Consider the following 25,909-nt stretch of genomic DNA (forward strand, 5'->3'; position numbering starts at 1 on the left):
CATTATAATCCTGTTCGAAGCCCGGTCCTTCACAGGCCTGCAACCAGTAAAGATGCGACATGAACGACACATCCCCATCGGCTAACCCGCCTTTTTCCCACCTGGTCCGCGTGGCGGATTTGGCAACGGGGCGCGCGACGCCATTCGAGCTGCTACCCGATCAGGCGGCCTGTGATGCCATCGCAAAAGACTTGAGCATCCCCGCTCTGAGGAAACTGCGATTCACCGGTTCTCTGAAACCTCTGGGAAAACAGGATTGGCAAATGAACGCTGAGCTTGGCGCAACCGTCGTCCAGAACTGCGTTGTAACGCTTGAACCTGTGACAACCCGGATCGACGACAAGGTGGAACGGCGCTGGCTAAAACATCTCAGCGAGTTTGAATCCGCAGACGAAGCTGATCAAGAGATCGAGATGTCCGAAGATGACAACTCTGATCCCCTCACCGACATGATTGACCTTGGACAGGTAATGATCGAAGCCCTCGCCATCGCCCTGCCCCTTTACCCCAGAGCAGAAGGCGCTGAGGTGGCAAATCAGGTGTTCACAGAACCCGGATCAAAACCCATGAGCGATGATGATGCAAAGCCGTTTGCGGGCCTATCAGCGCTGCGAGATAAGTTGTCAGATAGGGGCGAGTGATGCCGATCTGGCTGGGTGGTCGGGGAAAACTGGTGAATATCCGGTGAATACTGACCGAATTACCCGAAATCAGCGCATTTCCCCCCTTGCACGAAATAAGAATCACAGTATTTTCCCGGCTTCTTCCACAAGATGGGTTGGACAGCGCACCGCAAACCGCGTATGAGGCGCCGAGACTCAGGAATGATTTGAGAACACCGGGCGATCTTGCCCCAGAAATAACCGGGCATCTGCGCCCCCGAAATCGAAGGTTGAGACCATGGCTGTCCAACAGAATAAAGTATCCAAGTCGCGCCGCAACAACCGCCGCGCACATGACGCCCTGGTTGCTGCAAACCCGAACGAATGTTCGAACTGCGGCGAGCTGAAGCGCCCTCACCACGTTTGCCCGTCTTGCGGCCATTATGACGACCGCGAAGTCGTCGCAATCGCCGACGAAGTTGACTTCGACGACGAGGACGCGGCGTAAGCCCCTTGCCCGTGGCGGGCGGTCGTGTCAGAAAATCCCCGAACAAGGGATAAAAGATGACAATGGACGCCGCCAAACGCACAATCGTATCGGTCGACGCCATGGGCGGAGATCTGGGACCGGCAGCCGTCGTTGCCGGTCTTGCGCTGTCTGCGGACAAGAATCCCGACATCGGGTTCATCCTGCATGGCGACAAGCCCAAGCTAGAAAAACTGGTCGCGCGTAAGCGAAACCTGTCGGACGTTTGCGAAATTCGTCACGCGGACGAAGTTGTCACGATGGATGACAAACCCAGTCAGGTGATGCGCAACGGTCAAAAGACCTCAATGTGGTCGGCCATAGATGCGGTGCGCAATCACGAAGCCGACGTGGCCGTCAGCTGCGGCAACACGGGTGCGTTGATGGTCCTGTCCATGGTCCGCCTGCGTAAGTTGCCTGGCGTGAATCGCCCTGCCATCGCCTGCCTGTGGCCTTCTGACAATCCCGGGGGGTTCAACGTGATGTTGGATGTCGGCGCAGATATTCGCGCCGACGACAAGGACCTGCTGCAATATGCTTTGATGGGTGCCTCTTATGCGCGCAATGGTCTGGGGATCAAACGCCCTCGGATCGGCCTGCTGAATGTCGGCACCGAGGAACACAAGGGCCGGACTGAGCTTAAAAACGCCCATGAGCTGATCACCAGCGTCGCTGATGGCGCAGATATTGACTTTGTTGGGTTCATCGAAGGTGGAGACATCCCGTCAGACCGCGTCGATGTGATCGTTACGGACGGGTTTACTGGCAACGTGGCCCTGAAGACCGGCGAAGGGACCGCAAACTTGGTTTCAGGCCAGCTACGTCAGGCGTTTAACGCAACGCCCCTGTCAAAGATTGCTGCCCTTCTGGCCATGACATCCCTGCGTCGCCTGAGCAAACGCATGGACCCGCGCCGCAACAATGGCGGCGTGTTTCTTGGGCTGAACGGCACGGTCGTCAAAAGCCACGGATCGGCGGATGCCACAGGTATCTCGGCCGCCGTCAAGCTTGCATTCGAACTCGCCAAAAGCGGTTTCAATCAAAAGCTCGCCGCTCGGGTTGCATCCGGTGACGCATCACGCCAAGATGTCGCAACGGAAAGCCGGCAAGGTGAGCAGCAAGAATGATAAGACGCGCCGTGGTCAAAGGCGTCGGGCATTATTTGCCCGAACGCGTGGTCCCGAACTCCTATTTTGAAGACATTGTGGATACCTCGGACGAGTGGATTCGCACCCGTTCTGGGATCGAACGTCGCCATTTCGCGGCAGATGGTGAAACGACCTCACAAATGGCCGCCCACGCCGCCCGCTCTGCATTAAAAGATGCCGGGCTTGAGGTCGATGACATGGACGCCATCGTCGTCGCCACCTCGACCCCTGACCTTACCTTCCCGTCTGTCGCTACCATGGTGCAAAGCGAGCTGGGCATGAGCCGGGGCTTTGGGTTCGACGTGCAGGCCGTCTGTGCAGGCTTTGTGTTTGCCCTGACAAACGCAAATGCGCTGATCCTGTCTGGCCAAGCCGACCGCGTTTTGGTCATCGGTGCCGAAACGTTCTCGCGCATTCTGGACATGACCGATCGGGCGACGTGTGTGCTGTTTGGCGATGGTGCCGGTGCGTTGGTGCTAGAGGCCGAAGACGGGACCGGGGAGAATGAAGACCGGGGAATATTGGCCGCAGACCTCAATTCTGACGGACGTATGCGCGATATGCTTTATGTTGACGGCGGTGTCTCGACCACGCAGACGTCTGGCCATTTGCGGATGCAAGGTAATCCCTTGTTCAAGCAAGCGGTCGGCAAACTGACCAAAACTGCCGAAACCGCCTTGGCCAAAGTTGGCCTGACCGATGATGACATTGATTGGATCGTGCCTCACCAAGCCAATATCCGCATCATTCAGGGCACTGCCAAAAAGATGGGCGTGTCGATGGATCGGGTTGTTGTCACGGTTCAGGACCATGGCAACACCTCGGCCGCGTCTATCCCGCTGGCCCTGTCCGTTGGCCGTGCTGAGGGCAAGATCAAGACCGGCGACCTGCTTGTGACCGAGGCCATTGGCGGCGGTTTGGCTTGGGGGGCGGTGGTATTGCGCTGGTAAACCGCCGAATCCTGCCCTAAGGCCCGCGCGAAGGGCATTTCGCAAGCCGTTGATATTGACTCGGAAATTTAAACCACCCATGCTTCCTGAAAATAGTTCAGGGGGACGACATGAGTGAAAAGACATTGACCCGGATGGATCTAAGCGAAGCGGTATTCCGCGAAGTAGGTCTATCACGCAATGAAAGCGCGCAATTGGTTGAAAATGTGCTGGGCCATATCTCGGACGCGTTGGTGTCCGGTCAAAGCGTAAAAATTTCGTCGTTCGGGACGTTTTCAGTCCGTGACAAAGCCGCTCGTGTCGGCAGAAATCCCAAAACCGGCGAAGAAGCGCCGATCCCACCCCGCCGCGTCCTAACCTTCCGCCCCTCTCACTTGATGAAGGACCGGGTTGACGAAGGTAACAAGCGTTAAGGCACTGCTAACCGTCCGTTGCCATAATGCTACCCAGTTGGGCCCTGTGCCCACACCAATGATATAGAGCAGAACAGACAGGTCTGGACATGGATAAAAAGTCCCCCGACGCCTTCCGTACCATAAGCGAGGTCGCCGATTGGCTGGGTGTGCCAACCCATGTTCTGCGGTTTTGGGAAAGCCGGTTTAGCCAAGTTAAACCTGTAAAACGCGCAGGCGGTCGTCGCTACTATCGTCCCACTGACATGGAGTTGCTGGGGGGAATTCGCAAATTGTTGCACGACGACGGAATGACCATTCGCGGGGTGCAGAAACTGTTGCGCGAAGAAGGGGTCAAACATGTTGCGGCAATGTCTCCGCCCTTGGACAGCGACGAAATGCGGGATGTCACACCTTCCAATGTTGTTTCGATCGACCCAAAAGCCGTTGAACCCGAGCCGCCGGTTGCCGCAGTCGAGGATGATGCGCCATCTCAAGACGCTGAGACGCCCGTAGAAGAGATTATCGCACGCGTCACATCCGCTTCTGACGAAGAACCAACCGCGCATGCGCCCCCATCTGAGCAGGAAGCCTCCGATAAAACGGGGATTGAGGCTGACGCTGCAACGCCAGCCGATCATATGCAGCCCGATGAGCAAACCCCGGCCGAAAGCACAACAGTCGATGCTTCGGAAACACCGCACGTCTCTGAACCGGATATGTCGCCAGAGATCAGCGGCGGCGATGACATGTCGGACACGCAGGCTGTCACCACTCTGGACGCGGATTCTGGGGAAAGCGCGACATCCGAACAGCCACCGCTCTTTGGATCAGGCCGAACGACCGCTGAAACGCCAGACGACATTGAAAATCCAGCCGGTGATTTGGCTCATGCGGCGGATGAGCAAATTGAGCCGGAGCCAACTTCATCGCCCGCATCGAACATCGACATATCGCATATCTCCGCAGACCCGGCGGACGACGCTCCTGTTTTGGCTGGCGGTCTGATCGCGACAGCCATTAGGTCCGCACGCCAGTCCGGCACAGATGCGCATATTGCCGCCTTGCAGGCCTTGGCCGATCGGTTGGAATCCCTTGGTGCACAGATGGGCGACACGCCCGGAAACACACCCTAGGACGGCGCATGAGCAGCCAAGCCTCGTCAGAACACGGAATGATGAAATTCCTGCCGTTTCCTGCTTGCCCTGCTCGTGAAAATCACTATGTAAGGTCTCCAGTCGGGCTATGGCGCAGCCTGGTAGCGCGTCCGTCTGGGGGACGGAAGGTCGCAGGTTCGAGTCCTGCTAGCCCGACCAAATTCAAAACCGCCCGCCCGTCTTTCGGGCGGGTGTTTTTGTATCCGCATCGCGGTGACGTGGGAGGTCGCAGATGAAAACCGGCGTATTGGCAGATCGGCAAATCAGACAGATGATTGCCGAAGGTGGTATCTCGGCGTCCTCGCCGATCCTGAACGAGCAAATTCAGCCGGCGTCGCTGGACCTTCGCCTGGGCGACATCGCCTACCGGGTCCGCGCGTCTTTCTTGCCGGGCAAGACATCGACAGTATCCGAACGATTGGACGAGCTGACCATGCACGAGGTCTCGCTGACCGGCGGTGCGGTGCTTGAAAAAGGTTGCGTCTATGTCGTGCCCTTGATGGAGCGGTTGCACCTGCCCCAAGGCATGACCGCTGCCGCCAGCGCCAAAAGCTCTATCGGCCGCGTCGACCTGATGACACGCGTGATCACTGACCAAGGGATCGAGTTTGACCGTGTTCCCGAAGGGTATGATGGCCCGCTATACGCTGAATTGTGCCCGCAAAGCTTTTCTGTCGTGGCGCAACCCGGCCAGCTGCTTAATCAGGTGATTTTTCGGCACGGCAAAACGATTCTGTCCGATGATGAACTGCTTGAGGTTCACAAACGCACCCCCATCGTGTCCGGAGACCCGGTGATTTCGGACGGGCTGGGATTTTCTGTCGACCTGAAGCCAACATCTGGCGACCTCGTCGGATACCGCGCAAAACGGCACACAGGCGTCGTGGACCTATCGAAACTCGCCCACTACGACCCGGCCGAGTACTGGGAAGAGGTGCGCACGACGGAAGGCCGCATCATCCTTGATCCCGGTGCCTTCTATATTCTTGTCAGCCGCGAAGCGATCGCCATCCCACCAGATTGCGCGGCCGAAATGGCCCCCTATCTGGCGATGGTGGGCGAGTTCCGCGTCCACTATGCAGGGTTCTTTGACCCGGGCTTCGGCTACGATGCAGCGGGCGGCACCGGATCACGCGGCGTGTTAGAAGTCCGCTGCCACGAAGCCCCTTTCGTGTTGGAGCACGGACAGGTCGTCGGCAGGCTGGTCTATGAAAAGATGAGCGAAGTCCCCCAAGCGCTTTACGGGGCCGACATCAAGTCGAACTACCAGGGGCAAGGGCTGAAGCTGTCGAAGCATTTTCGGTGAGATTGGGGGGCTTCGTGGGACAATGCGGCCTTTCGCAATTAGACAGCCAACGTCCGCTTTGCCAATTTCAGCAAGCTGGTTCTTCTCGCCGCCATTCTATTACTGAAGCTGCTTGAAGAACTGCGTTAGCGCATAGATCACCAAGGCAATTGCAGCGCCGAAGTAGAAGATGTCTGAGCCACCTTCCCAAGACAATATATGACGAAGGAAGGTCACGGCGAGCATAGTGATGATCACACTCACCAGTTTTGACTTCAGATCGTCCAGCGTCTCCACAATCAGAAAACGTGGCAAGCTGGTGTCTTCTTTGATGTAGAGTTGAAACAAGCCAACCGAGACCACTTGAATAACGACGGCCAACAGGAAGATATCGACGATCTCAATCGCATTGAACAGGTAGGCATCATGCGGTTTTCCCACATCTTGTGCGAAGCCTGAAACAAGTTCAAACGTCTTGAACGCAGCAAAAAACATTAGTGCCGCAGAAGTACAGAACATCGCCAATATAGGGACCAAAGCGAGCCCTCGCACGATCAGTCCTGAAGTTTTATGAATATCCATACCGTTTTCCAATGGGCTCGGGTCGTTGGTCATTTTGGGCTAGCCATTTCTTAATCTAACTTGCTTCTTATGCGCTAGCCAGCATACCCCAAGAATCGCGAGCAAGAGACAAACCTGCCCCACAATATCGGCGGGTTCGGTCTTAACACCCAGGGCAGTTTTGCCATTCACGACAAGTCGCCACAGGCCAAACCAGCCATATGTCAGAACTGTACCTGTTGCGGCCGCAACAATATGCACTGGCCCCCAGCCTGTGGACCGGGACCAAAGCGCGAAGACGATGATGGCGATTAAGTCAATTATCAGGAAAATCGCCAGCCCTAAGTGAGGGTTGATTTTTTGTCCGGGTGCATAGTGGAACCAGAGCATGAAGGCGGACGAGAGAACGAGAGCGAAGGCGGTAACGAGCCAGATTGAGGGCCCGTGACGCTCGTCGGTGTCGATAGCTTTCTGAGTAGGTTTGCTCAGAACACGAAATGCCAGAAATGCCAAAACTAGGATCAGTACCACCACTGTCCCATACTGCAACGGAGAAGAGACGAACTTGAAGCGTTGAATAGTTGAAGCCGTCGTCCCTGCCAGCCCTAGTAATGCAAGTAGTCCGGCACCAATCAGCAGGGGGCGATTCAGCCAAGGTTCTTTTGCGCGTTCGCCCGCAAAACCTTCGGCCAGTGCAATCGGAGTGCTTATGCTCCAGACCGTGTGCAGCGTAAGGATGAAGGCAGCGTAGTTGAACGAGGTACCGAGGGATTCAACATAGCCGTATTTCAGCAAGTCAGCCCCGGCAAAGTGAGGGTTGAACAACGTTTGATTTACAATGCCCTCGTAAATCAGCCCGCAGGCCAATGCCATGAGCAGCATGCTGCTCCAACCCAGCCCGGCCTGTCGGACCAACTCACGAACGAACAGCGCCAACGCACCATAAAGGGGTATGAAGATACCCAGATAGCTAAGTTGCCGTACGTTAAAGTCCCCCAGTAGGAATTCAGCAATCAACGGCGCAAGAATAAGCAGCAAAAAGGCGGGCGCAAGTTTCTTAGGCTTCACGGTCTTCTCCGAGGCTGGTGGCGGTAATGGCGCATGTCCTACCGGGTTCCGCGAAACGTGATCAAAGCAAACGTGGTGGCCGCAACAACCGCGGCCAACGTGGTCGCGGCACTTGTCGAGCTTTGTATGCTGCTGCCCATGATCGATGACATGATCAGGAACAGCGCGCCGGATCCAAGCCCGGCGGCGATCGAAATAAGCAATTTGCGCAACATGGTTGCCTCCTTGGAGTTCTCAACAGATTACCCAAAGATCGGCATACCTATCGATAGAGTTTATATGTGCCAAAGCACACGCGAGTTTCAACAGTACATCTAAGATAGTTAATCTCAGGCATTTCGGACCAACATCAACGCGAACAACCGAAAACAGACATTCCTACCGGACGCAGCATCCGGCAGTTGGGCTCATCCCCGACATTCGCATAAGAAATCTAAACCATCGCCAGGACCCTTGGACAGTTAAAAAAACCGCCGCGTAATCCGCCGTGCTTGCCGCGCCCGTTTCGCCATGTCTTTTCCCTGGCGCGCCTGCGTATCGGCTTGCGCGCGTTCGTCATCCGTCATCTCGTCACGTGATTTTCCACGGCGTGAGGCAAGGTCGATCCCAGCATTCACACCCTTATTGACCAAGACATGCATAACACGTCGGACAATCATATTGATGATCTGGTTGGCGTTCATATTCGTTTCCTTTGCCTGCGCCCCTATCCTACGCATGAAATCGGGCGATTTGTGGACACAGGATGTGCCGCGCTTAATCCTCGAAAAGTTCGGATTGGCCCTCTGGGCTTTCGTCCTCTTCGTCGCTTTCCGGACCGGGTATGGCACCGGGCGGTGGACGGCTTTCCAAAAGCCCGGCCGAGCGTAGTTCCTTGAGGCCCGGCAGGTCGCGTGCGCTTTCCAGACCGAAGTGGTCAAGGAACTCTGATGTCACTACGAAAGTCACCGGTCGCCCTGGTGTCATACGCCGGCGGCCAAACCTGATCCACTCCATTTCGATCAGTTGATCGATTGTCCCCCGGCTGACCGATACACCGCGGATTTCCTCGATCTCGGCGCGGGTGACGGGCTGGTGATAGGCGATAATGGCCAAGGTCTCGATGGCGGCTCGGCTTAGCTTGCGCGTCTCGACCGTTTCCTTTTGCATGAGATATCCAAGGTCGGGTGCAGTCCGGATCGCCCATGCGTCGCCGACCTTCACCACAGCAACGCCGCGCCCTTCATAACGCTTGCGCAAGTGTACGATGGCCTCAGCTGCGTCGCATCCATGCGGCATGCGACCCTCAAGGTCCTTCACCGTCACCGGCTCTGCTGAGGCAAACAGGACAGCCTCGACCATGCGTTCCTGTTCACCCATCGGAGGGGCCTCGAACAGGCTGTCATTGGGCGCTTTGGTGTCGCCCTCGGGTGTTACTTCGTCACGGGTTACATCATCCGTCATTATCGATCCTGCGGATTTGAATGGGAGAGAAAACATCCCCCTGTCTAAGTTCAACTGCGCCGCGTTTGGCAAGTTCCAGCGTGGCGGCGAAATTGGCGGCAGTGGCAGAGCGGCGGCGGGCCGGATCAGCTTCCCAGCCTTCGGGCAGGTAGGATGTCAAATCCGTCCAGTCGCCCGCATATCCGATCAATCCGCGCATACGGTCCAGCGCCTGTTCCATCGTCATCACCGCATCGCGGTTCATCACGAGCGGACGAAACTCGTCTTTGGTGCGAATGCGTGCATAGCCCTGCATCAGGTCCAAAAGGGTCGCGGTATAGGTGACGCGGCGCACACGGGTGACGTCTTCTGGGATACCGCGCGCAAAGAAATCGCGCCCTAGCTGATCGCGTGCCATAAGCTTCGCGGCCACATCGCGCATGCCCTGCAATCGCTCCAACTGAAACGCCAGATGCGCGGCAAGCTCTTCGCCCGAGGGGCCTTCTTCGCTGGGATCTGGTGGCAACAACAGGCGTGACTTCAGAAAGGCAAGCCACGCCGCCATAACCAGATAGTCAGCCGCCAGCTCGATCCGCAAATGGCGCGCCTTTTCGACAAAGCCCAGATATTGCTCTGCCAGTTCCAGTACCGAGATTTTGCGAAGGTCGACTTTTTGAGTGCGGCTTAGCGTCAACAGCAGGTCAAGCGGGCCCTCGAACCCCTCGACATCCACGATAAGCGCCTCGGCCGCCAAGCGTTCCGTGACAGACACCGCGTCGCTTTCAAATTCCTCAGTCTCGCTCATCCAACGCCTGTTCAGATCCTTGGCCTGTCATCAAGCTTTGAAACTCGGCGTCAAGCGCGGAAATGTCAACAGGATCGGGGCTGCGCCGCCATGTCAGGGCCGCATCTGCGCGCTGAAGTGCTAGGCCTTCAAGCTCGCCCGAGGCATCCGCGACCTCCTCCATCTGCTCCAACACTCCGTTGCAATGCAGGATCATGTCGCAGCCGGCCTGCAATGAACGGCGCGCGCGCAGCGACAATGGGCCGTCAAGCGCCTCCATCGAAAGATCATCGGTCATCAAAAGGCCACCAAAACCGATCTTTTCTCGGATTAGATTGACCATGATCTGACTTTGCGTTGCGGGGTGGTCTGGGTCCAACTCCTCGTAAACGATATGGGCTGTCATCGCCAATGGCAGGCCCGCCAGAGGTTCGAAGGCCATGAAATCTGTACGCGAAAGCTCTTTCGCCTTCGCCGAAACCCGGGGCAATTCCTTATGGCTGTCCAGATTGGCGCGCCCCTGTCCCGGGATATGCTTGACCACCGGCAAAACGCCGCCCTCCAAGAGGGCTTGCGCCACTGTGCCCGCACGTTCGGCCACAAGCACCACGTCCTCGCCCAGACAGCGATTTCGCAAAATTGCATGGGTGTCTACATTGGCAATATCAGCCAATGGTGCACAGTTGCCGTCGATACCCACCGCGAGCAACTCGTCAGCAATAAGGCGGTAGCGCAGATATAACGCCCGCAAAGCATGGCGTTTGTTCTGGGCAACCTGATCCAACGCAGGCAGCCATTCGCGCCAATGCGGGGCAGTCATGCGCGCAACGCGGCCACCTTCCTGATCAATGAAAATTGGCACGTCGCGCCCAACAGACCCGCGCAGCTGCGCCGTCAGGGCACGAAGTTGATCCGGGTCTTCGACATTGCGCGCAAACAAAATGAAGCCCCACGGCTGCGCACGTTCAAAGAAATCCCGTTCTGCCGGAAGAAGCCCGGGCCCCGCGCATCCGAAGATATAAGCGCCCTGCCCCGACATCGCTAGCGGGTCACAACAGGAATACAGGCCGCTTTCGCCGCCATCAGGACCGAACAGAAACGTCGCGCGTCCGCAAGATCGGCAAATCCCATCGCACGCAGGCGGTAAAACGTCTTGCCGCTGGACTGCGCCTTTTGAATAACGCGAGACTTGTCACCAAGATACTCTTCGAACCGGACGGAGAGTTTATCCCACTCCGCGCGCGCAACGTCGGCACTGTCAAAGGCACCAAGCTGTACCAAACGCGTGCCTGCAGCGATCTTTTCGGCAGGCACATCAGTGACGGCGGGCGTTGTTGTAACTGCGGGCGCGGCGGCCACTTTGGTGTTCAGATCAGTTGGGCGACCAAAGGGGCGCGGCGATGTCCGCACACCGGGAACAGAGGCGGGGATGATTTTCGCGACCGCACTGTCTTCGGGCAGCTTTGGCACCGGTATCTGCGCGACCGAAGCGACAACGGCTTCGTTCAATGATTCACCAGAGAGTGGTTGGGCATTTTCAGCGATCTGCGCGGCAATGGCCAATGCGGCGGCCACCGGATCAACGATCTCGGGGTTCGTTGCCGGTACGATCGCCGACGCCTCATGCAGCGGCAAGGCCGCGCCGGGTGACGTATCGGCCCGTGCGGACACTTCGGCCACCATGTCCTCCTCGGCCAGTTCCTCGGGTGCGGGGGCCAATACCAAGCGGTCGGCTGGCGCAGTCGCCTGCCCCACGGATTGCACATCGTTCACAGCGAAGCCCTGATGGGCGGCAGACTGCCCGCCGGGATTGTCTGGCTGGATACGCATGGGCCCCTCAAGCGCGCGCACGACTGGAATGCCATTCACGTCACGCATGGCAAGCTGATAGCCCCAGACGCCCAGACCAATGATCAAGGCCAGCGATACGGCCGCACCTGCATAATTTACCACGACGCCCGCGCCGCCAGACGATCCACCCGCTCCGGTTTGATCCTCGGTCAGATCAGCCATTGGGGCTGCATACATTTGCGCGTTGGGTTGAGATACCGGCTGAGGTGCAGGGCCACCATGCGCTGGATGCACGTATTGCCCCGCGCCATGGGAAGGTGCCATCACGGGCGGCTCCGCTCGATGCGTTCCGCCATAACCACCGTTCTGAGGGTGATCAAATTCGTCCTGATATGCCGCCTGTTGGGTCCCGGGACCCCAATTTGTATCTGCCATAATGCCTCACCTCCGGATACGAACGCCCGAGGCTCTTATGGCCCTTCTTGCGTCCCGGTCCAGTTACTGCGTCAACCTCTGCCCCGGACCAGGCTGCACTTGTATCAGCGCATTTCCTCAGCCGGAGTGACGCCTAAGATACCCAAACCTGACGAAATGACAACGGCAACAGCACGCGGTAGGGCAATTTTTGCCGCCGATGAGTCATTCTTGCCATCCTGCAAGAAGCGCAGTTCAGGCTTGTCATTGCCACGCGTCCACAGGGCGTGGAAATCCGACGCAAGTTCATACAAGTAAAAGGCAATTCTGTGCGGTTCGTGGGTCCGTGCGGCAATCTCAACAAGCCGCGGCCACTCGGCCAATTTCTTGGCCAAAGTCACCTCGGCTTCGTCCGTGATGGCAGGGGTATCCGTCAGGGTCACGCCTTGCTCAGCCGCCTTACGCAACACCGATTTTACCCGAGCATGCGCGTATTGCACATAGAACACCGGGTTGTCCCTGCTCTGCTCCAGCACTTTATCGAAATCAAAGTCCAAGGGCGCGTCGTTCTTGCGAGTCAGCATCACGAACCGGGTCACGTCAGACCCCACCTGCTCGACCACATCACGCAGCATCACAAAGGTCCCTGCCCGCTTGGACATTTTGAACGGCTCACCATTCTTATAAAGCTTCACCAGCTGCGTCAGCTTGATATCCAACGGCACTTTACCATCAGACAGCGCCGAAACAGCCGCTTTCATCCGCTTGACATAACCACCGTGATCGGCGCCAAAAACGTCGATCAAAGCATCATAACCACGTTCGATTTTGTCGAAATGGTATGCAATGTCGGGCGCAAAATACGTCCAGCTTCCGTCAGATTTCTTCACCGGCCGATCAACGTCATCGCCATGCTCCGTGGACTTGAACAGCGTCTGTTCACGCGGCTCCCAGTCCTCGGGTTTTTTGCCCTTGGGTGGCTCAAGCACGCCTTCGTAAATCAGCCCTTTGCCTTCAAGCGTTTCAATAGCGGCTTCGATCCGCCCGGTGCCATAAAGCGACTTTTCAGAGTAGAAGATATCCATCTTCACACCCAGCATCGCCAGATCCTCACGGATCAAATCCATCATGGCTTCGGTTGCATATTCCCGGATCTCAGCCAGCCAGAACTGCTCGCCCTTGTCGACATAGGCGTCGCCCACCTTGTCCTTCAGCGCTTGCCCAATTGGGACCAGATAATCGCCGGGATAGGTGCCATCTTCAAACGCGACCTCCTGCCCGTGAGCCTCCAAATACCGCAGGTAAACGGACCGGGCCAACACATCGACCTGTGCGCCCCCATCGTTGACATAATACTCCCGTGTCACATCAAGACCCGCGTAATCGAGCAGGCTGGCCAAAGCATCGCCAAAAACAGCGCCCCGCGCATGACCGACATGAAGCGGACCCGTCGGATTTGCCGATACGTATTCGACATTAACCCGCTGGCCTGTCCCCATGGCCGACCGACCATAGTCCGGGTCCCCCAAGATACCTTCGACCAAGCCCGTCCAAACAATGGGATCAAGCCGCAGGTTCAAAAACCCGGGGCCAGCCACCTCAGCCACATCAATCCGCGCGTCCGCCGACAGCTTGTCCGCCAACGCCTCCGCAATGTCGCGCGGCTTCATCTTGGCGGGTTTCGCCAGCACCATCGCCGCATTGGTTGCCATATCCCCATGCGCCGCATCTCGTGGTGGCTCGACAGCTACATTATCAAAGCTAAGCCCCGCGGGCAGTACGCCCTCGGCGGTCATGGCTTCCAGTGCGTCGATCACAAGGTTGCGAATATCAGCAAACAGGTTCATGGGTTTGGTCCTTTTTCTCTCAGGCGCACTCCTATCAGCCACGCCCCAAAGGTCAAGAACGCAACCCTTAAATGCCACAGACCCACTTATTTTCTTTCCAGAAATATCCCGGGGGTGAGGGACAAAGTCCCGAGGGGGCAGCGCCCCCTACGCCCCCAGCCCCAAGCGCTTATGTTCTTGTAACGCAAACCGGTCCGTCATCCCCGCAATGTAATCCGCCACCAGACGTGCCAACCGCGTGTCACTATTTGCCGCTTCAATCTCGCTGCGCCATTCCTCGGGCAAATCGGCCGGCGTCGCCTGGAAATGCGCAAACAAATCCTCGACCACACGGGTCACGCGCGTTCGCATCTCGACCACCGCGGGTGCGCGGTACATGCGGGTGAATAGGAACTCTCGAATCTCTCTCAGATCGCTCCAAAGCGATGGCGTGAACTGGATCACCGCGTGATCCAACGCCCGGATATCCTCGACAGATTGCGGGTTCGCTTCTGCCAGCAATGCCTGAGACGTCGTCAAAACATCCTCAACCATCACACCAAACACCCGGCGCAGTGCTTCATGGCGCCGACGTCCGGGATCAAGACAAGGATAGCGCGCGTCCACCGCTGCAACAGCCGGTCCTACGATGGGCAGGGTCGCAATCTCGTCCAATGTGAACAACCCAGCCCGCAAACCGTCATGCAGATCATGATTGTTATAGGCGATATCATCGGCCAATGCCGCCGCCTGCGCCTCAGCGCCCGCATGAGTGCCCAGCTCCAGATCGTGCCGCGCGTTGTAATCGGACAAGGCAAACGGCAAATCGCCTGTGACAGGCCCATTGTGTTTCGCAATCCCTTCAAGGGTTTCCCATGTCAGGTTCAACCCGTCCCATTCGGCATAGTGACGTTCCAGTGAGGTCACAATTTTCAGCGCCTGCGCATTGTGATCAAACCCGCCATAGGGGGCCATTAGTGCATTCAGCGCGTCTTCTCCGGTATGACCAAACGGCGTGTGTCCTAGATCATGCGCCAGCGCCACAGCCTCGGTCAGATGCGAGTTTAACCCCAACGCGCCGGCAATCGTGCGCGCCACTTGCGCCACTTCGATCGAATGCGTGAGGCGCGTGCGGAAATAGTCGCCTTCATGTTCCACAAACACCTGCGTCTTATGCTTCAGACGACGAAAGGCCGAGCTGTGGATGATCCTGTCGCGATCCCGCTGAAACGGCTCACGAAACGCGCTTTCGCCCTCGTCGTGAAGCCGGCCACGGCTGGCCTCGGGATGGGTTGCATAAATGGCGAGCATGCGCTGCCCCCTTCTGCCTGTCACTGCGCAGGCGCATCTGGATGTCCCGTCCAAATCAGCGCCCTGCTTCAAGGGCGTCTTGTCGCGCCCACATGCTCCCCCTATATTCTCTTTACGCGGAACATAAAATGGAATTCCAATGGACCTGACCCTGCCCCCCACTGTCACCCAACGGGCCTTTGCCCGTCTGGCCGAAATCGGCGCGGGCGATCAAGGCAAAGCCTTGCGCGTAGCCGTTGATGGCGGCGGATGTTCGGGATTTCAGTATGACATCACGCTGGATGATCCCGCCGAGGGCGATCTGATCCTGAAAGGTGCTGGCCAACAAGTGGTCGTCGATGAAGTGTCTTTGCCGTTCCTGGCCAACGCGACAATTGATTTCACCGAAGAACTTATCGGCGCGCGCTTCGTGGTAGAAAACCCGAATGCTACGTCATCGTGTGGCTGCGGCACATCCTTTTCGATGTAACCCTTTTCGGCCACCGACAAACCCGCTAAGGCCTGCCCATGCAAAGCAACTGGGATACGATCATCATTGGTGCGGGTGCGGCGGGGCTGTTTTGCGGGCCGTTTGCTGCCGCTCAGGGCAAGCGCGCGCTGGTTCTTGATCACGCAGCCAAACCCGGCGAAAAAATCCGCATTGCGGGCGGTGGGCGCTGTAATTTCACCAATATGCACACAGAACCCGGTAATTTTACTGGCCAAAACCCGCATTTTCACAAATCCGCCCTGTCCCGTTTCACCCAGTGGGATTTCATCGAGCTTGTCGACGCCGCGGGCATTGCGTGGCACGAGAAAACACTGGGACAGCTTTTTTGCGATGAGAAGGCGACGCAGATTGTCGACCTACTGTTGGAACGGATGCGGAAATCGGGTGTGGAGCTTCGCTTGAAGACCTCGGTAGATATTATCACGCGAACGAACGGTCGGTTTGAGCTAGAAACGACCGATGGCAAGCTCAGCTGCGACCAACTCGTTCTGGCAACCGGCGGCAAGTCGATCCCCAAGATGGGCGCCACCGGCTTTGCATATGACATCGCCCGCCAGTTCGGCCAAACACTGGTCGAACCCCGCCCCGCCCTTGTGCCGCTGACCTTTCCAGACGGTCGGTTCTCAGCCTTGTCAGGCGTGTCCCTTCCGGTCTCAGTCTGGACTAAGCGCGCCCGTTTTGAAGAAGCTCTACTTTTCACCCATCGCGGTCTCTCTGGCCCTGCGATCCTGCAAATCTCGTCCTTCTGGCGCGAGGGCGAGGACCTCCATGTGGACCTAACCGGCGGGCAAGACTTGTTCGCGGCGTTGCGCGATCAACGGCAAGCCGAAGGTCGGCGACAAGTGTCGACGGAACTGGCACGGCACCTCCCGTCCCGCTTGGTTGATTTCCTGACCTCCGAATGGGCAGATCAATTTGACCTGACCCAAAGGCTGGCCGATCAGTCGGACGCGAAGCTCAGGGCGCTCACCGATCAACTATCAAATTGGGCCCTGACACCATCAGGGTCCGAAGGTTATCGCACCGCCGAAGTCACGCTCGGAGGCGTCGACACAAATGGGATCGACAGCAAATCCATGATGTCAAAAACCGTGCCCGGTCTGTACTTCATCGGGGAATGCGTGGACGTCACTGGTTGGCTTGGCGGGTTTAATTTCCAGTGGGCTTGGGCCAGCGCACACGCCGCCGGGCGGCATATCGCCGAGAATTAAGAACACGCGCTTGCACCCCTGTCTGTTTGCGCCCACATTGGCGGGAAACAGGAGGGGCCAAATGAAAATCGCCAGCTACAATATCAACGGCATCAAAGCGCGTTTGCCCGCCCTTATGGATTGGCTGGACGAGGCCCAACCAGACGTAGCGATCTTGCAGGAAATCAAGTCTATTGACGAGAACTTCCCGCGTGAAGCCTTTGAAGACAAAGGGTATAATGTCGAAACCCATGGGCAGAAAAGCTTTAACGGTGTGGCGCTGTTGTCAAAAATCCCGCTAGAGGACGTAACCCGCGGCCTGCCCGGCGACGACGAAGACGAACAGGCGCGTTATATCGAGGCGACTGTGGTCGGTGAACACGCAGTTCGCATCTGCGGCCTGTACTTGCCCAATGGCAACCCGGTGCCGGGTCCGAAATACGACTACAAACTGGCTTGGATGAAGCGGTTACAAGCGCGGGCTGAAGCCCTGTTGGCCGAAGAAATTCCATTTCTGATGGCTGGAGATTACAACATCATCCCCCAGCCCGAGGACGCCGCCCGACCGCAGGATTGGACTGAAGATGCGCTCTACCGTCCAGAAAGCCGCGAGGCATGGCGCAACATCCTGAACCTCGGCCTGACCGAGGCATTCCGGGCCGGCAACCCAGCCCCTGAGCAATACACGTTTTGGGATTTCCAGCGCGGCGCCTGGCAGCGCAATGACGGCATTCGGATCGATCATTTCCTACTGTCACCTGAATGTGCTGACCTGTTGGAAGACTGCCAGATCGACAAAGAAATACGCGGACGCGAGAAGCCCTCGGATCACGTACCGATCTGGGTCAAACTCGCCGCTTAAGGATATATAATGACAAGAAAAATCATCATCGATACAGACCCCGGACAGGACGATGCCGTCGCCATTTTGTTGGCCCTTGCCAGCCCCGAGGATATCGATGTTTTGGGCATCACCGCGGTTGCGGGCAATGTGCCCTTGGCCCTGACGCAAAAGAACGCCCGTATCGTATGTGAACTTGCAGGCAAGACCGAAACCAAAGTGTTTTCCGGCTGCGACCGTCCGCTACGACGCGAGCTTGTAACGGCAGAGTACGTGCATGGGAAAACAGGGTTGGACGGCCCCGACCTGCCCGATCCAACCATGCCACTTCAAGATCAGCATGGGGTGGACTTCATCATTGAAACGCTGCGTGCTGAGCCTGCCGGGACGGTCACGCTGTGCCCGCTTGGCCCCCTGACGAACATCGCCACAGCGTTTGAGAAAGCACCTGATATCGTCGAGCGCGTGCAAGAGATTGTGCTGATGGGCGGGGCATATTTCGAAGTGGGCAATGTGACCCCTACAGCTGAATTCAACATCTACGTCGACCCGCAAGCCGCTGATATCGTGTTTAAATCAAACGTACCAATTGTTGCGATGCCGTTGGATGTCACCCACAAAGCGCTGGTCACTCGCGAACGCAACGACGCGTTCCGAGCGCTCCCCGGCGACGTTGGTCATGCCGTGGCTGAGATGACAGATTTTTTTGAACGATTTGATATCGAGAAATATGGCTCGGAAGGCGCACCCCTGCATGATCCAACTGTCATCGCCTATCTAATCCGCCCTGAACTCTTCTCTGGTCGCAATGTGAACGTACAGGTTGAGACGCAGTCTGAGCTGACCATGGGCATGACGGTTGCCGACTGGTGGGGCGTCACCGATCAACCAGCCAACGCAACCTTCATCGGAGACCTTGATGCGGACGGTTTCTTTGGTCTCCTGACCGAAAGGATTGCCCGGTTATGAGCAGTTTGCGCCTTGCCACGATGGACGACCTCGACCGGCTTATGCCGTTGGTGGCGGGGCTGCATGCCCAATCCGGGATCGAACAGGATGACGAAACGCGCAGGGCAGCACTCGCCCCATTGCTTGAGGGGTCACCGCACGGGGCCATCTGGATGATTGGACCACGCTCTGCGCCCGTCGGCTACATCGCCGTCAGCTTTGGCTGGTCCATCGAATTTGGCGGACTGGATGCGTTTTTGGACGAGGTCTATGTCCGCGAACGCGTGCGCGGTCGCGGTATGGGAAGCGAGGCGCTGGCCACTTTGGTGCGTGCGCTGTCTGAGCAAGGCATCAAAGCGATGCATCTGGAGGTCGGTAGCGACAACGACCGGGCGCGGGCGCTCTATTCGCGATTGGGATTTGGCATTCGGGATCGCTATCATGTGATGTCGCGTATGCTGTAAGACGTGTGTTTGGATGATAGGGACGTGAGTATGAACAACCAGTTTGACAATTCTTACGCCCGATTGCCCGATCAGTTTTACGCCCGGATCGCGCCGACGCCTGTGACACAACCCTCGATATTGCGGGTGAACGACGCGTTGGCGATGGAACTGGGCCTGGACCCGGATAGCCTGACCGCCGATGTCCTGACCGGCAACACTCTTTTGCCCGGTTCAGAACCTTTGGCGCAGGTCTATGCCGGACACCAATTTGGCGGCTGGGTGCCGCGCTTGGGCGACGGGCGCGCGATTTTGCTGGGCGAAGTCACCGGCACATTTGGTCGGCGCGACATTCAGCTTAAAGGCGCGGGTCTTACGCCGTTCAGCCGGAATGGCGATGGACGCGCTTGGTTAGGCCCGGTGATGCGCGAATATATCGTGTCCGAGGCGATGCATGCTCTTGGCATCCCAACCACCCGCGCGTTGGGTGCCGCCATGACCGGAGAAAGCATCCAACGGGAACGCCGATATCCCGGTGCTGTCCTGACGCGCGTTGCGGACAGCCATATCCGTGTCGGAACGTTCCAATATTTCGCAGCCCGGGGCGATACCCCTGCCCTGCGGCTGCTTCTGGATCACAGTATCGCGCGGCATTATCCAAGTGCAGATGGCCCGCTGACATTTCTGGCGCAGGTGATTGAAGCACAGGCCAAGCTGATTGCCCAATGGATGAGCGTGGGCTTTATCCACGGCGTCATGAACACCGACAATATGACCATCTCTGGCGAGACGATCGATTACGGCCCCTGCGCCTTCATGGACGCATTTCACCCGCGTATGGTATTCTCTTCTATCGACCAACAGGGGCGGTATGCCTATCAGGAACAACCCAACATGGCCGTTTGGGACCTCGCGCAGTTGGCAACATCGCTCCTGCCGCTGGTTGATGGCGAGGCCGAGGAAGCCGCCGAACAGGCAACCGATGTCTTGTCGAACTTCGGTGAACTGTTCCGGGCCGAATGGATGCGGCTATTTCGGGCAAAGATTGGGATCACCTCAAAAGAAGAGGGTGATGAAGCACTGATCACCGGGTTGCTCGCGCGGATGTCCAGCTCTCAGGCCGATTTCACGAATACTTTTGCAGCGCTGGCGACTGACGCACCGGACGAGGCTACGGCACTGCACATCACCGACGATGGTGCTTGGGCCAGCTGGGCGCCTGACTGGCACGCGCGTTTGGCGCGTGAAGATGGAGACCCACAAGTCACCATGCGCGCTGTTAACCCGATCCTGATCCCACGCAATCACCGGGTTGAACAGGCCATTCAAGCAGGGCTTGATGGCGACTTTGCCCCGTTCCATCGCCTGGTGGACGCACTGGCAAATCCCTTCGATCCTTCCCCTGACACTCTGGACCTTGTCCAGCCACCCGCGCATGATGAACGCGTGATCAGAACATTTTGCGGGACGTGACAACGACCTGTATGACATTGTCAGTAACACCAACGAACTAAAGCGCGCCGATGGATCTGAAACTCGTCACCTATAACATTCGCAAGGCCATCGGGCTGGATCGCAGGCGGGATCCGCGCCGGATACTGGATGTGATCAGCCGGTTGGACGCCGACGTGGTGATCTTGCAAGAGGCTGACCGCCGTTTGGGGCAACGCCCCTCGGCACTGCCGCGGGGCTTATTGGCCAGTGAAACCGATTTGGTTCCGGTTCCACTGGCCGCCAACAGCGTCTCGCTGGGCAGCCACGGCAACGCCATACTGGTGCGCAAAGATGTGGCATTTGGCAATCCAACACGGATCGAGCTACCGGGGCTGGAGCCGCGCGGCGCTGTCTCCGTCGACATCGCAGGCAAGCTCACTTTGGTTGGGACACATCTGGGGTTGATGCGCCGGTATCGCCACCAGCAAATGCGGGTGTTGGCCGACAAGTTGTCTGCCTCGCCCCTTCCGACGGCGGTATTGGGCGACTTCAACGAATGGTCACCCAAACGCGGGTTTGAGCCGCTTGAAGTCGAATTTGACGTTCACGCCCCCGGCAAATCTTTCCACGCCTCGCGTCCGGTTGCGGAATTGGACCGGATCGCGATCAGCCCAGGTATCGAAATTCGAGACAGCGGCGTCGATCAGACTGGCCTTGCCAAGATCGCCTCGGACCATTTGCCGGTCTGGGTGAATATTCGCGTAGGCGGGTGAGCCTAAACGTGTCGTTGCCAGACAGGCAGGCGAGAACTGTGCGTTTGTCATGCTCAGTCCGCATGCTATGACTGCGCTTGGACGCGTAAAGGAACCCCAATGACATTTTTGCAAATTGCCTCGCTTCTGATTGTGTTGGCAGGCGTATTTGGCGCCGTGAACTATTTGTTTTTAAAGCTACCTTCGGCCATCGGCATTCTTGCGGTGTCGCTTATGGCGTCGCTCGCGGTGATGATGCTTGATTTCATCGCGCCAGGATTGGGAGTGGCCGATCAGGTGCGGGCGACGGTCACAAGCATTGATTTCTCGGATGCTCTTCTTGAGGGCATGTTGGGGCTATTGCTTTTCGCCGGTGCGCTGCATGTCAAGATTTCGGACCTGCGAGAGCAGTGGCGCGTCGTGTTCCTTATGGCCACAATGGGTGTGGCACTGTCCACCGTGATCGTCGGGGTCGGGTTCAGCTGGATTACCGGGATGCCGCTGCTGATCGCACTGGTCTTTGGATCGCTGATCTCCCCCACAGACCCTGTGGCGGTGCTGGGTGTGTTGCGCGAAGCCAATCTACAAAAGTCTCTAGAAACCAAGATCGCCGGGGAAAGCCTGTTCAATGATGGGGTCGGCTACGTGGTTTTCCTGGTCTTGGTGGGCATCGCCTTCCCAACAGGCCATGGCGAACACGCGGCCGAGCCCAGCGCGCAGGCCGCAATTCAGCTGTTCTTTCAAGAAGCCGTAGGGGGTGCGGTTTTGGGCCTTGCCCTTGGCTGGCTGACCTTCCGCGTGATGCGCCGGATTGACGACTATTCGCTGGAAGTTCTCTTGACGCTGGGCCTTGCGTTCGGCGGCTATGAACTTGCTGTGGCTTTGCATGTGTCAGCGCCCATCATGGCGGTCTGTGCGGGGCTTTTGATTGGCGATGTTGGCACAAAACATGGGATGAGCGAGGAGACACGCAAATATGTCGACGCGTTCTGGAAATTGATCGACGAAATTCTGAACGCAGTCCTGTTTCTGATGATCGGGTTCGAGGTCTTCGCCGTCGCCTTCACGATGGATGCGGTACAGGCTGGCGTCCTGTCCATCGCACTTGCGCTTGTGGCGCGCCTTGCGGCTGTGGCTGTGCCGGTTCTGCTCTTGCGCCCGTTTCGCAGCTTCTCAAAAGGGGTGATCCCGATCATGACATGGGGCGGCTTGAAAGGTGGGATTTCGGTCGCGCTGGCGCTGTCCCTGCCCGACGGCGAATGGAAACCCCTTATTCTGACCGCGACCTATATCATCGTGATATTCTCGATCATCATTCAGGGGCTGACCGTTGCCCCACTTGCCAATCGTCTTGGCCGTGAACCGGAGCTTATGTAATGCGAGATTTCTTCGTCTATGACGTGTTCACCGAAACACCATTCGGTGGCAATCAACTTGCCGTTCTTCCAGATGCCAGCGGCCTTGGCATTGAGGACATTCAAAAGATCGCGCGGGAATTCAACTTCTCGGAAACCACGTTTGTCTTGCCGCCCGAGAACGCCGCCCACACGGCTCGTGTGCGTATCTTCACCCCGGAACGGGAGCTTCCCTTCGCGGGGCACCCGATTGTCGGTACGGCCGTCATGCTGGCCGATATCGGCTATGATCCCGACATGGTGCTGGAACTTGAGGTCGGGCCACTGCCTGCCCATGCAAGCGAAGGCGAAGCGTCGTTCGTCACCGATCATGCGCTGGAGCGTAAGGGCCACCCCGCGCCCGATCTTGTGGCCCGCGCTATCGGCTGTTCTGTCGATGATATCGTTCAACCGCCCGAGATCGCATCGCTGGGTGGGGATTTCGTCTATGCGCAGCTGCGCAATCGTCAGGTTCTATCGACGCTTCAAGCAAATGCCGACGCGATGCGCGAGGGCGTTGCCCTGTTTCCCGGTAACCACGATTTCGCGATCTATGCCTGGGTCGAGCATGAAGGCGCCATTCATGCCCGGATGTTCGCCCCACTGGATGGCATTCCCGAAGACCCGGCAACTGGTTCCGCTGCGGCACCCTTGGCCGCGCTGCTGTGCCAAGACCGTGGATGTGATCAATCATTGATCATCCATCAAGGTGATGACATGGGGCGTCCGTCGCGCATCCACCTAAAAGCCGAACCGGGCCGGGTTACAGTTTCTGGTCACGCGGTTCAGATCATGAAAGGGCAGTTGCTGGTCTAGGGGTAGTTCGCGTCAGTCAGCTAGTGCTTTGGCCGCTGTCAGGATGAATGCCGCTGCCGGTGGGAAATTGCGTTCGAACGCGTTATTCGCAAAGGCTTCGCGCATGTCTTCGGGCAGTCCCGCTGGGTCGCGCCCGGCCGTCAAATCAAATTGCGCCGTCCCGAGCAGCGTGTTCATCATTGTCCCCGCCACCAGCTCGGTCTGCATGACATCCAAACCCAAGATCGCCCCGAAATGTGTTTTGAAACGTTCAAATTTTGCGATCAGATTACGCTTCGCATCAAACAACGGCTCGTCCGCGACATTCGCTTCGATTACTGCGATAAGCCGTGCGTATAGCGGTAGAAACAGCGGCGTTTCGACGGTCAGGGCCGTTAGGTACTCCGCAAGTGCCTCTGCGCTCATATCTGCATGAGCTTCACGCTCAAACCGCATGACAAGCGCCTCAAACGCCTCCAAGAACAAATGCAGGAAAAGCTCTTCCTTGGAGCGCACATAAAGATACAGCGTTCCCTTAGCGAGCCCCGCCCGGTTGGCCAGAGCGCTCATCTTCACGCCTTCAAAGCCCAATTCCTCGATCATCTCTCGGGCGGCGGATAAGATCGCGGCGTGCCGTTCGTGCTTTTGGTCATCAGACCGAGCCCTGGTAGATGTTCGCATGGCCAAGAGGCGCGCCTTCCTTGTGCATTACAGCGCGTTCAACCGCGCGTTGGTCCTTGCACTATCTTTTGTTTCTTCGACTCATTGCAAGGACCATAGAGGGTTTCGCAGCGTTAACATGCCTACACTTTGGAAGAGTTTTACCCTGGCTTCAGGCTACCAGGTTCAATTGGGCATTCGGGATCATTCGCCAAAATTCGCGGAAAGGGCATTCCCCCCATCCCGAATTAACGGCATAAGAGGTCACGCAATTTCGACATCCGGGGGCACAATGTCCAAGCGATCCATTGTAGAACGATGCGAGGATTTAGGCCTGCGCATGACCGAGCAACGCCGTGTTATTGCGGCAATCTTGGACGATGCCCATCGTGATCACCCAGATGTCGAGGAACTGCATGCCCGCGTGGCCGGTCAGGACCATCGCATTTCTTTGGCAACTGTTTACCGCACGGTGAAGCTGTTTGAAGAAGCAGGGATCCTTGTCAAAAACGAATTCGGAGACGGGCGCGCGCGCTATGAAAGTGCTGACCGGGATCACCATGACCACCTGATCGATTTGACCACCGGTCAGGTGATCGAGTTTCTGGATCCCGAAATCGAAGCGTTGCAGGAAAAAATTGCGACAAAGCTTGGCTATGAACTCAAGGGCCATCGGCTAGAGCTTTATGGCGTGCGTAGGAAAGATAGTTGATCGGATCGTCAAATCGCATTTCGTGATTGGAAATATCAGCGATAACGCCTTGCTCTATCGTGCTAAATCGGGTCCTGTCGCCTGATTGAATTTCTGAACATGCGCAGTACCCTATGCAAAACATTCGCGGCATCATCCTGATCACCTTCTCTATGGCGGCGTTTTCGACCGAAGACGCCTTTATCAAGTCGATGGCCCGTGGCATCCCGGTGTCCGAAGTTCTGGTCATCCTTGGGATTGGTGGCATGCTGGCCTTCGGGGCCATCACGTACTGGCAGCGCGGCACGCTGGCCCCGTTGGTTCATCGAGACATGCGCAGCCCGATGATGCTGTGGCGCGACGCGTCTGAGGGGCTAGCCGCCATGTTCTTTGTCACGGCCCTGTCTCTTGTCCCAATCTCGACCGTCGCTGCGGTGTTTCAGGCCACACCGCTGGCGATCACCGCGGGGGCCGCGCTTTTTCTGGGCGAAAAGGTCGGGTGGCGACGTTGGAGCGCGGTGATCATCGGTTTTATTGGTGTCCTGATCATCATCCGACCGGGCAGTGACAGCTTTCAGATCGCCGCTCTATTGCCCTTGGCCGCAGTATTTGGGATTGCGGTTCGCGACCTAATCACCCGACAAATGGACCCGAGCATCCCATCCGTCAGTGTGGCCTTTTATGGGTTTGCCGCTGTGGTGCCGGCGGGCCTATTGATGACACCGTTCAACGATCCGTTTGTGGTTCCACACGGGGTTGAGTGGATTTACATCCTTTGCGCCATGATCGCTGGTGTTTCTGGATACTATGCCATCGTGCAGGCGATGCGGATTGCCGAAACCTCGATCATTATGCCTTTTCGCTACCTCAGGCTGATTTTTTCGATGATCCTTGGTTTCATCATTTTCAGCGAGCGCCCGGATTTCTGGACCTATTTCGGCGCGGCTATCGTGATTGGAACCGGTATCTACACATTCTGGCGCGAACAAAGGCTCCGGTCACGCTAACTGCCCCTTGCCCTGTTGTCGTAGCGT

Annotated in this window: 29 protein-coding genes and 1 tRNA gene; 19 read left to right on the top strand and 11 right to left on the bottom strand. The window is 57.4% G+C overall.

Annotated features, from left to right (window positions below):
- Positions 1 to 59 precede the first annotated feature (59 nt).
- The 8 genes from V6N04_RS08885 (at position 60) to V6N04_RS08920 (ending at position 6,081) form a co-directional block, all read left to right on the top strand.
- On the top strand, positions 60 to 641 hold the full coding sequence (locus tag V6N04_RS08885) for a YceD family protein (RefSeq protein WP_371169790.1): 582 nt from the start codon (positions 60 to 62) through the stop codon (positions 639 to 641).
- A 259-nt stretch (positions 642 to 900) separates the two neighbouring features.
- Entirely contained in the window at positions 901 to 1,110 is a 210-nt protein-coding gene (gene rpmF, locus V6N04_RS08890) for a 50S ribosomal protein L32 (RefSeq protein ID WP_191284736.1), read from the top strand.
- A gap of 56 nt (positions 1,111 to 1,166) precedes the next feature.
- Positions 1,167 to 2,255 (top strand): phosphate acyltransferase PlsX, encoded by a 1,089-nt coding sequence (gene plsX / locus V6N04_RS08895; protein WP_371169791.1) that lies wholly within the window; start codon positions 1,167 to 1,169, stop codon positions 2,253 to 2,255.
- The gene (locus tag V6N04_RS08900) at positions 2,252 to 3,226 is read left to right on the top strand and encodes a beta-ketoacyl-ACP synthase III (RefSeq protein WP_371169792.1); all 975 of its coding nucleotides are present in this window, start codon (positions 2,252 to 2,254) and stop codon (positions 3,224 to 3,226) included. Before plsX ends, V6N04_RS08900 begins: the two co-directional genes overlap by 4 nt.
- A 110-nt stretch (positions 3,227 to 3,336) precedes the next feature.
- Positions 3,337 to 3,639: an integration host factor subunit alpha gene (gene ihfA, locus V6N04_RS08905; RefSeq protein WP_371169793.1), complete on the top strand. Its 303-nt coding sequence runs from the start codon at positions 3,337 to 3,339 to the stop codon at positions 3,637 to 3,639.
- 89 nt (positions 3,640 to 3,728) lie between these two features.
- Positions 3,729 to 4,754, top strand: coding sequence for a MerR family transcriptional regulator (locus V6N04_RS08910; RefSeq protein WP_371169794.1), 1,026 nt, complete (start codon positions 3,729 to 3,731; stop codon positions 4,752 to 4,754).
- Between the two features lie 103 nt (positions 4,755 to 4,857).
- Positions 4,858 to 4,934, top strand: a tRNA-Pro gene (locus tag V6N04_RS08915).
- Positions 4,935 to 5,007: 73 nt separating this feature from the next.
- Entirely contained in the window at positions 5,008 to 6,081 is a 1,074-nt protein-coding gene (locus V6N04_RS08920; RefSeq protein ID WP_371169795.1) for a 2'-deoxycytidine 5'-triphosphate deaminase, read from the top strand.
- 99 nt (positions 6,082 to 6,180) lie between these two features.
- Here V6N04_RS08920 and V6N04_RS08925 read toward each other — a convergent pair whose 3' ends face one another.
- From V6N04_RS08925 to V6N04_RS08970, 10 genes are all read right to left on the bottom strand, one after another.
- Complete coding sequence (locus tag V6N04_RS08925) at positions 6,181 to 6,675, bottom strand: YqhA family protein (protein ID WP_371169796.1); 495 nt, start codon at positions 6,673 to 6,675, stop codon at positions 6,181 to 6,183.
- A gap of 6 nt (positions 6,676 to 6,681) precedes the next feature.
- Complete coding sequence (locus tag V6N04_RS08930; protein WP_371169797.1) at positions 6,682 to 7,689, bottom strand: hypothetical protein; 1,008 nt, start codon at positions 7,687 to 7,689, stop codon at positions 6,682 to 6,684.
- Positions 7,690 to 7,727: 38 nt separating this feature from the next.
- Positions 7,728 to 7,904 carry a hypothetical protein gene (locus tag V6N04_RS08935; RefSeq protein WP_371169798.1) on the bottom strand — a complete coding sequence of 59 codons (177 nt, stop codon included), beginning with the start codon at positions 7,902 to 7,904 and terminating at the stop codon, positions 7,728 to 7,730.
- 246 nt (positions 7,905 to 8,150) lie between these two features.
- On the bottom strand, positions 8,151 to 8,372 hold the full coding sequence (locus tag V6N04_RS08940; RefSeq protein ID WP_371169799.1) for a hypothetical protein: 222 nt from the start codon (positions 8,370 to 8,372) through the stop codon (positions 8,151 to 8,153).
- A 73-nt stretch (positions 8,373 to 8,445) separates the two neighbouring features.
- On the bottom strand, positions 8,446 to 9,132 hold the full coding sequence (gene scpB, locus V6N04_RS08945) for an SMC-Scp complex subunit ScpB (RefSeq protein WP_371169800.1): 687 nt from the start codon (positions 9,130 to 9,132) through the stop codon (positions 8,446 to 8,448).
- The gene (locus tag V6N04_RS08950) at positions 9,122 to 9,916 is read right to left on the bottom strand and encodes a segregation and condensation protein A (protein WP_371169801.1); all 795 of its coding nucleotides are present in this window, start codon (positions 9,914 to 9,916) and stop codon (positions 9,122 to 9,124) included. The genes scpB and V6N04_RS08950 overlap by 11 nt, the downstream gene beginning before the upstream one ends.
- Positions 9,903 to 10,934 (bottom strand): glycoside hydrolase family 3 N-terminal domain-containing protein, encoded by a 1,032-nt coding sequence (locus tag V6N04_RS08955; RefSeq protein ID WP_371169802.1) that lies wholly within the window; start codon positions 10,932 to 10,934, stop codon positions 9,903 to 9,905. Before V6N04_RS08955 ends, V6N04_RS08950 begins: the two co-directional genes overlap by 14 nt.
- A gap of 2 nt (positions 10,935 to 10,936) precedes the next feature.
- The gene (locus tag V6N04_RS08960) at positions 10,937 to 12,121 is read right to left on the bottom strand and encodes an SPOR domain-containing protein (protein ID WP_371169803.1); all 1,185 of its coding nucleotides are present in this window, start codon (positions 12,119 to 12,121) and stop codon (positions 10,937 to 10,939) included.
- Between the two features lie 104 nt (positions 12,122 to 12,225).
- The gene (argS, locus tag V6N04_RS08965; RefSeq protein WP_371169804.1) at positions 12,226 to 13,947 is read right to left on the bottom strand and encodes an arginine--tRNA ligase; all 1,722 of its coding nucleotides are present in this window, start codon (positions 13,945 to 13,947) and stop codon (positions 12,226 to 12,228) included.
- A 147-nt stretch (positions 13,948 to 14,094) separates the two neighbouring features.
- A complete protein-coding gene (locus V6N04_RS08970; protein WP_371169805.1) occupies positions 14,095 to 15,237 on the bottom strand; it encodes a deoxyguanosinetriphosphate triphosphohydrolase in 1,143 nt (380 codons plus the stop codon).
- A 145-nt stretch (positions 15,238 to 15,382) separates the two neighbouring features.
- Between V6N04_RS08970 and V6N04_RS08975 the strand changes: the two genes are divergently transcribed.
- From V6N04_RS08975 to V6N04_RS09015, 9 genes are all read left to right on the top strand, one after another.
- The gene (locus V6N04_RS08975) at positions 15,383 to 15,706 is read left to right on the top strand and encodes a HesB/IscA family protein (protein ID WP_371169996.1); all 324 of its coding nucleotides are present in this window, start codon (positions 15,383 to 15,385) and stop codon (positions 15,704 to 15,706) included.
- Between the two features lie 38 nt (positions 15,707 to 15,744).
- The gene (locus V6N04_RS08980; RefSeq protein ID WP_371169806.1) at positions 15,745 to 16,938 is read left to right on the top strand and encodes a BaiN/RdsA family NAD(P)/FAD-dependent oxidoreductase; all 1,194 of its coding nucleotides are present in this window, start codon (positions 15,745 to 15,747) and stop codon (positions 16,936 to 16,938) included.
- A 61-nt stretch (positions 16,939 to 16,999) separates the two neighbouring features.
- Positions 17,000 to 17,779 (top strand): exodeoxyribonuclease III, encoded by a 780-nt coding sequence (gene xth, locus V6N04_RS08985; RefSeq protein ID WP_371169807.1) that lies wholly within the window; start codon positions 17,000 to 17,002, stop codon positions 17,777 to 17,779.
- A 9-nt stretch (positions 17,780 to 17,788) separates the two neighbouring features.
- On the top strand, positions 17,789 to 18,727 hold the full coding sequence (locus tag V6N04_RS08990; protein WP_371169808.1) for a nucleoside hydrolase: 939 nt from the start codon (positions 17,789 to 17,791) through the stop codon (positions 18,725 to 18,727).
- Positions 18,724 to 19,170, top strand: a complete 447-nt coding sequence (locus V6N04_RS08995; RefSeq protein WP_371169809.1) for a GNAT family N-acetyltransferase — start codon at positions 18,724 to 18,726, stop codon at positions 19,168 to 19,170. The genes V6N04_RS08990 and V6N04_RS08995 overlap by 4 nt, the downstream gene beginning before the upstream one ends.
- A gap of 24 nt (positions 19,171 to 19,194) precedes the next feature.
- Entirely contained in the window at positions 19,195 to 20,622 is a 1,428-nt protein-coding gene (locus V6N04_RS09000) for a protein adenylyltransferase SelO (RefSeq protein WP_476774977.1), read from the top strand.
- Positions 20,623 to 20,672: 50 nt separating this feature from the next.
- Complete coding sequence (locus V6N04_RS09005; RefSeq protein ID WP_371169811.1) at positions 20,673 to 21,356, top strand: endonuclease/exonuclease/phosphatase family protein; 684 nt, start codon at positions 20,673 to 20,675, stop codon at positions 21,354 to 21,356.
- Between the two features lie 99 nt (positions 21,357 to 21,455).
- Positions 21,456 to 22,712 (top strand): cation:proton antiporter, encoded by a 1,257-nt coding sequence (locus V6N04_RS09010; RefSeq protein ID WP_371169812.1) that lies wholly within the window; start codon positions 21,456 to 21,458, stop codon positions 22,710 to 22,712.
- Positions 22,712 to 23,545, top strand: a complete 834-nt coding sequence (locus V6N04_RS09015) for a PhzF family phenazine biosynthesis protein (protein ID WP_371169813.1) — start codon at positions 22,712 to 22,714, stop codon at positions 23,543 to 23,545. Before V6N04_RS09010 ends, V6N04_RS09015 begins: the two co-directional genes overlap by 1 nt.
- A gap of 12 nt (positions 23,546 to 23,557) precedes the next feature.
- Here the strand turns inward: V6N04_RS09015 and V6N04_RS09020 are convergent, their stop codons facing one another.
- Positions 23,558 to 24,205 carry a TetR/AcrR family transcriptional regulator gene (locus V6N04_RS09020; protein WP_371169814.1) on the bottom strand — a complete coding sequence of 216 codons (648 nt, stop codon included), beginning with the start codon at positions 24,203 to 24,205 and terminating at the stop codon, positions 23,558 to 23,560.
- Positions 24,206 to 24,476: 271 nt separating this feature from the next.
- Between V6N04_RS09020 and V6N04_RS09025 the strand changes: the two genes are divergently transcribed.
- Together V6N04_RS09025 and V6N04_RS09030 are read left to right on the top strand one after the other, a co-directional pair.
- Positions 24,477 to 24,896, top strand: coding sequence for a Fur family transcriptional regulator (locus V6N04_RS09025; RefSeq protein ID WP_371169815.1), 420 nt, complete (start codon positions 24,477 to 24,479; stop codon positions 24,894 to 24,896).
- 113 nt (positions 24,897 to 25,009) lie between these two features.
- On the top strand, positions 25,010 to 25,882 hold the full coding sequence (locus V6N04_RS09030) for a DMT family transporter (protein WP_371169816.1): 873 nt from the start codon (positions 25,010 to 25,012) through the stop codon (positions 25,880 to 25,882).
- Positions 25,883 to 25,909: the final 27 nt, after the last annotated feature.

The sequence above is a fragment of the Aliiroseovarius conchicola genome (genome assembly GCF_041403445.1).
GTDB classification, from domain to species: Bacteria; Pseudomonadota; Alphaproteobacteria; order Rhodobacterales; family Rhodobacteraceae; genus Aliiroseovarius; species Aliiroseovarius conchicola.

Coding starts and splice junctions, on each gene's coding strand:
- V6N04_RS08885 (WP_371169790.1), top strand. CDS start 60: ATGAACGACACATCCCCATCGGCTAACCCGCCTTTTTCCCACCTGGTC.
- rpmF (WP_191284736.1), top strand. CDS start 901: ATGGCTGTCCAACAGAATAAAGTATCCAAGTCGCGCCGCAACAACCGC.
- plsX (WP_371169791.1), top strand. CDS start 1,167: ATGACAATGGACGCCGCCAAACGCACAATCGTATCGGTCGACGCCATG.
- V6N04_RS08900 (WP_371169792.1), top strand. CDS start 2,252: ATGATAAGACGCGCCGTGGTCAAAGGCGTCGGGCATTATTTGCCCGAA.
- ihfA (WP_371169793.1), top strand. CDS start 3,337: ATGAGTGAAAAGACATTGACCCGGATGGATCTAAGCGAAGCGGTATTC.
- V6N04_RS08910 (WP_371169794.1), top strand. CDS start 3,729: ATGGATAAAAAGTCCCCCGACGCCTTCCGTACCATAAGCGAGGTCGCC.
- V6N04_RS08920 (WP_371169795.1), top strand. CDS start 5,008: ATGAAAACCGGCGTATTGGCAGATCGGCAAATCAGACAGATGATTGCC.
- V6N04_RS08925 (WP_371169796.1), bottom strand. CDS start 6,675: ATGACCAACGACCCGAGCCCATTGGAAAACGGTATGGATATTCATAAA.
- V6N04_RS08935 (WP_371169798.1), bottom strand. CDS start 7,904: ATGTTGCGCAAATTGCTTATTTCGATCGCCGCCGGGCTTGGATCCGGC.
- V6N04_RS08940 (WP_371169799.1), bottom strand. CDS start 8,372: ATGAACGCCAACCAGATCATCAATATGATTGTCCGACGTGTTATGCAT.
- scpB (WP_371169800.1), bottom strand. CDS start 9,132: ATGACGGATGATGTAACCCGTGACGAAGTAACACCCGAGGGCGACACC.
- V6N04_RS08950 (WP_371169801.1), bottom strand. CDS start 9,916: ATGAGCGAGACTGAGGAATTTGAAAGCGACGCGGTGTCTGTCACGGAA.
- V6N04_RS08955 (WP_371169802.1), bottom strand. CDS start 10,934: ATGTCGGGGCAGGGCGCTTATATCTTCGGATGCGCGGGGCCCGGGCTT.
- V6N04_RS08960 (WP_371169803.1), bottom strand. CDS start 12,121: ATGGCAGATACAAATTGGGGTCCCGGGACCCAACAGGCGGCATATCAG.
- argS (WP_371169804.1), bottom strand. CDS start 13,947: ATGAACCTGTTTGCTGATATTCGCAACCTTGTGATCGACGCACTGGAA.
- V6N04_RS08970 (WP_371169805.1), bottom strand. CDS start 15,237: ATGCTCGCCATTTATGCAACCCATCCCGAGGCCAGCCGTGGCCGGCTT.
- V6N04_RS08980 (WP_371169806.1), top strand. CDS start 15,745: ATGCAAAGCAACTGGGATACGATCATCATTGGTGCGGGTGCGGCGGGG.
- xth (WP_371169807.1), top strand. CDS start 17,000: ATGAAAATCGCCAGCTACAATATCAACGGCATCAAAGCGCGTTTGCCC.
- V6N04_RS08990 (WP_371169808.1), top strand. CDS start 17,789: ATGACAAGAAAAATCATCATCGATACAGACCCCGGACAGGACGATGCC.
- V6N04_RS08995 (WP_371169809.1), top strand. CDS start 18,724: ATGAGCAGTTTGCGCCTTGCCACGATGGACGACCTCGACCGGCTTATG.
- V6N04_RS09005 (WP_371169811.1), top strand. CDS start 20,673: ATGGATCTGAAACTCGTCACCTATAACATTCGCAAGGCCATCGGGCTG.
- V6N04_RS09010 (WP_371169812.1), top strand. CDS start 21,456: ATGACATTTTTGCAAATTGCCTCGCTTCTGATTGTGTTGGCAGGCGTA.
- V6N04_RS09015 (WP_371169813.1), top strand. CDS start 22,712: ATGCGAGATTTCTTCGTCTATGACGTGTTCACCGAAACACCATTCGGT.
- V6N04_RS09020 (WP_371169814.1), bottom strand. CDS start 24,205: ATGCGAACATCTACCAGGGCTCGGTCTGATGACCAAAAGCACGAACGG.
- V6N04_RS09025 (WP_371169815.1), top strand. CDS start 24,477: ATGTCCAAGCGATCCATTGTAGAACGATGCGAGGATTTAGGCCTGCGC.
- V6N04_RS09030 (WP_371169816.1), top strand. CDS start 25,010: ATGCAAAACATTCGCGGCATCATCCTGATCACCTTCTCTATGGCGGCG.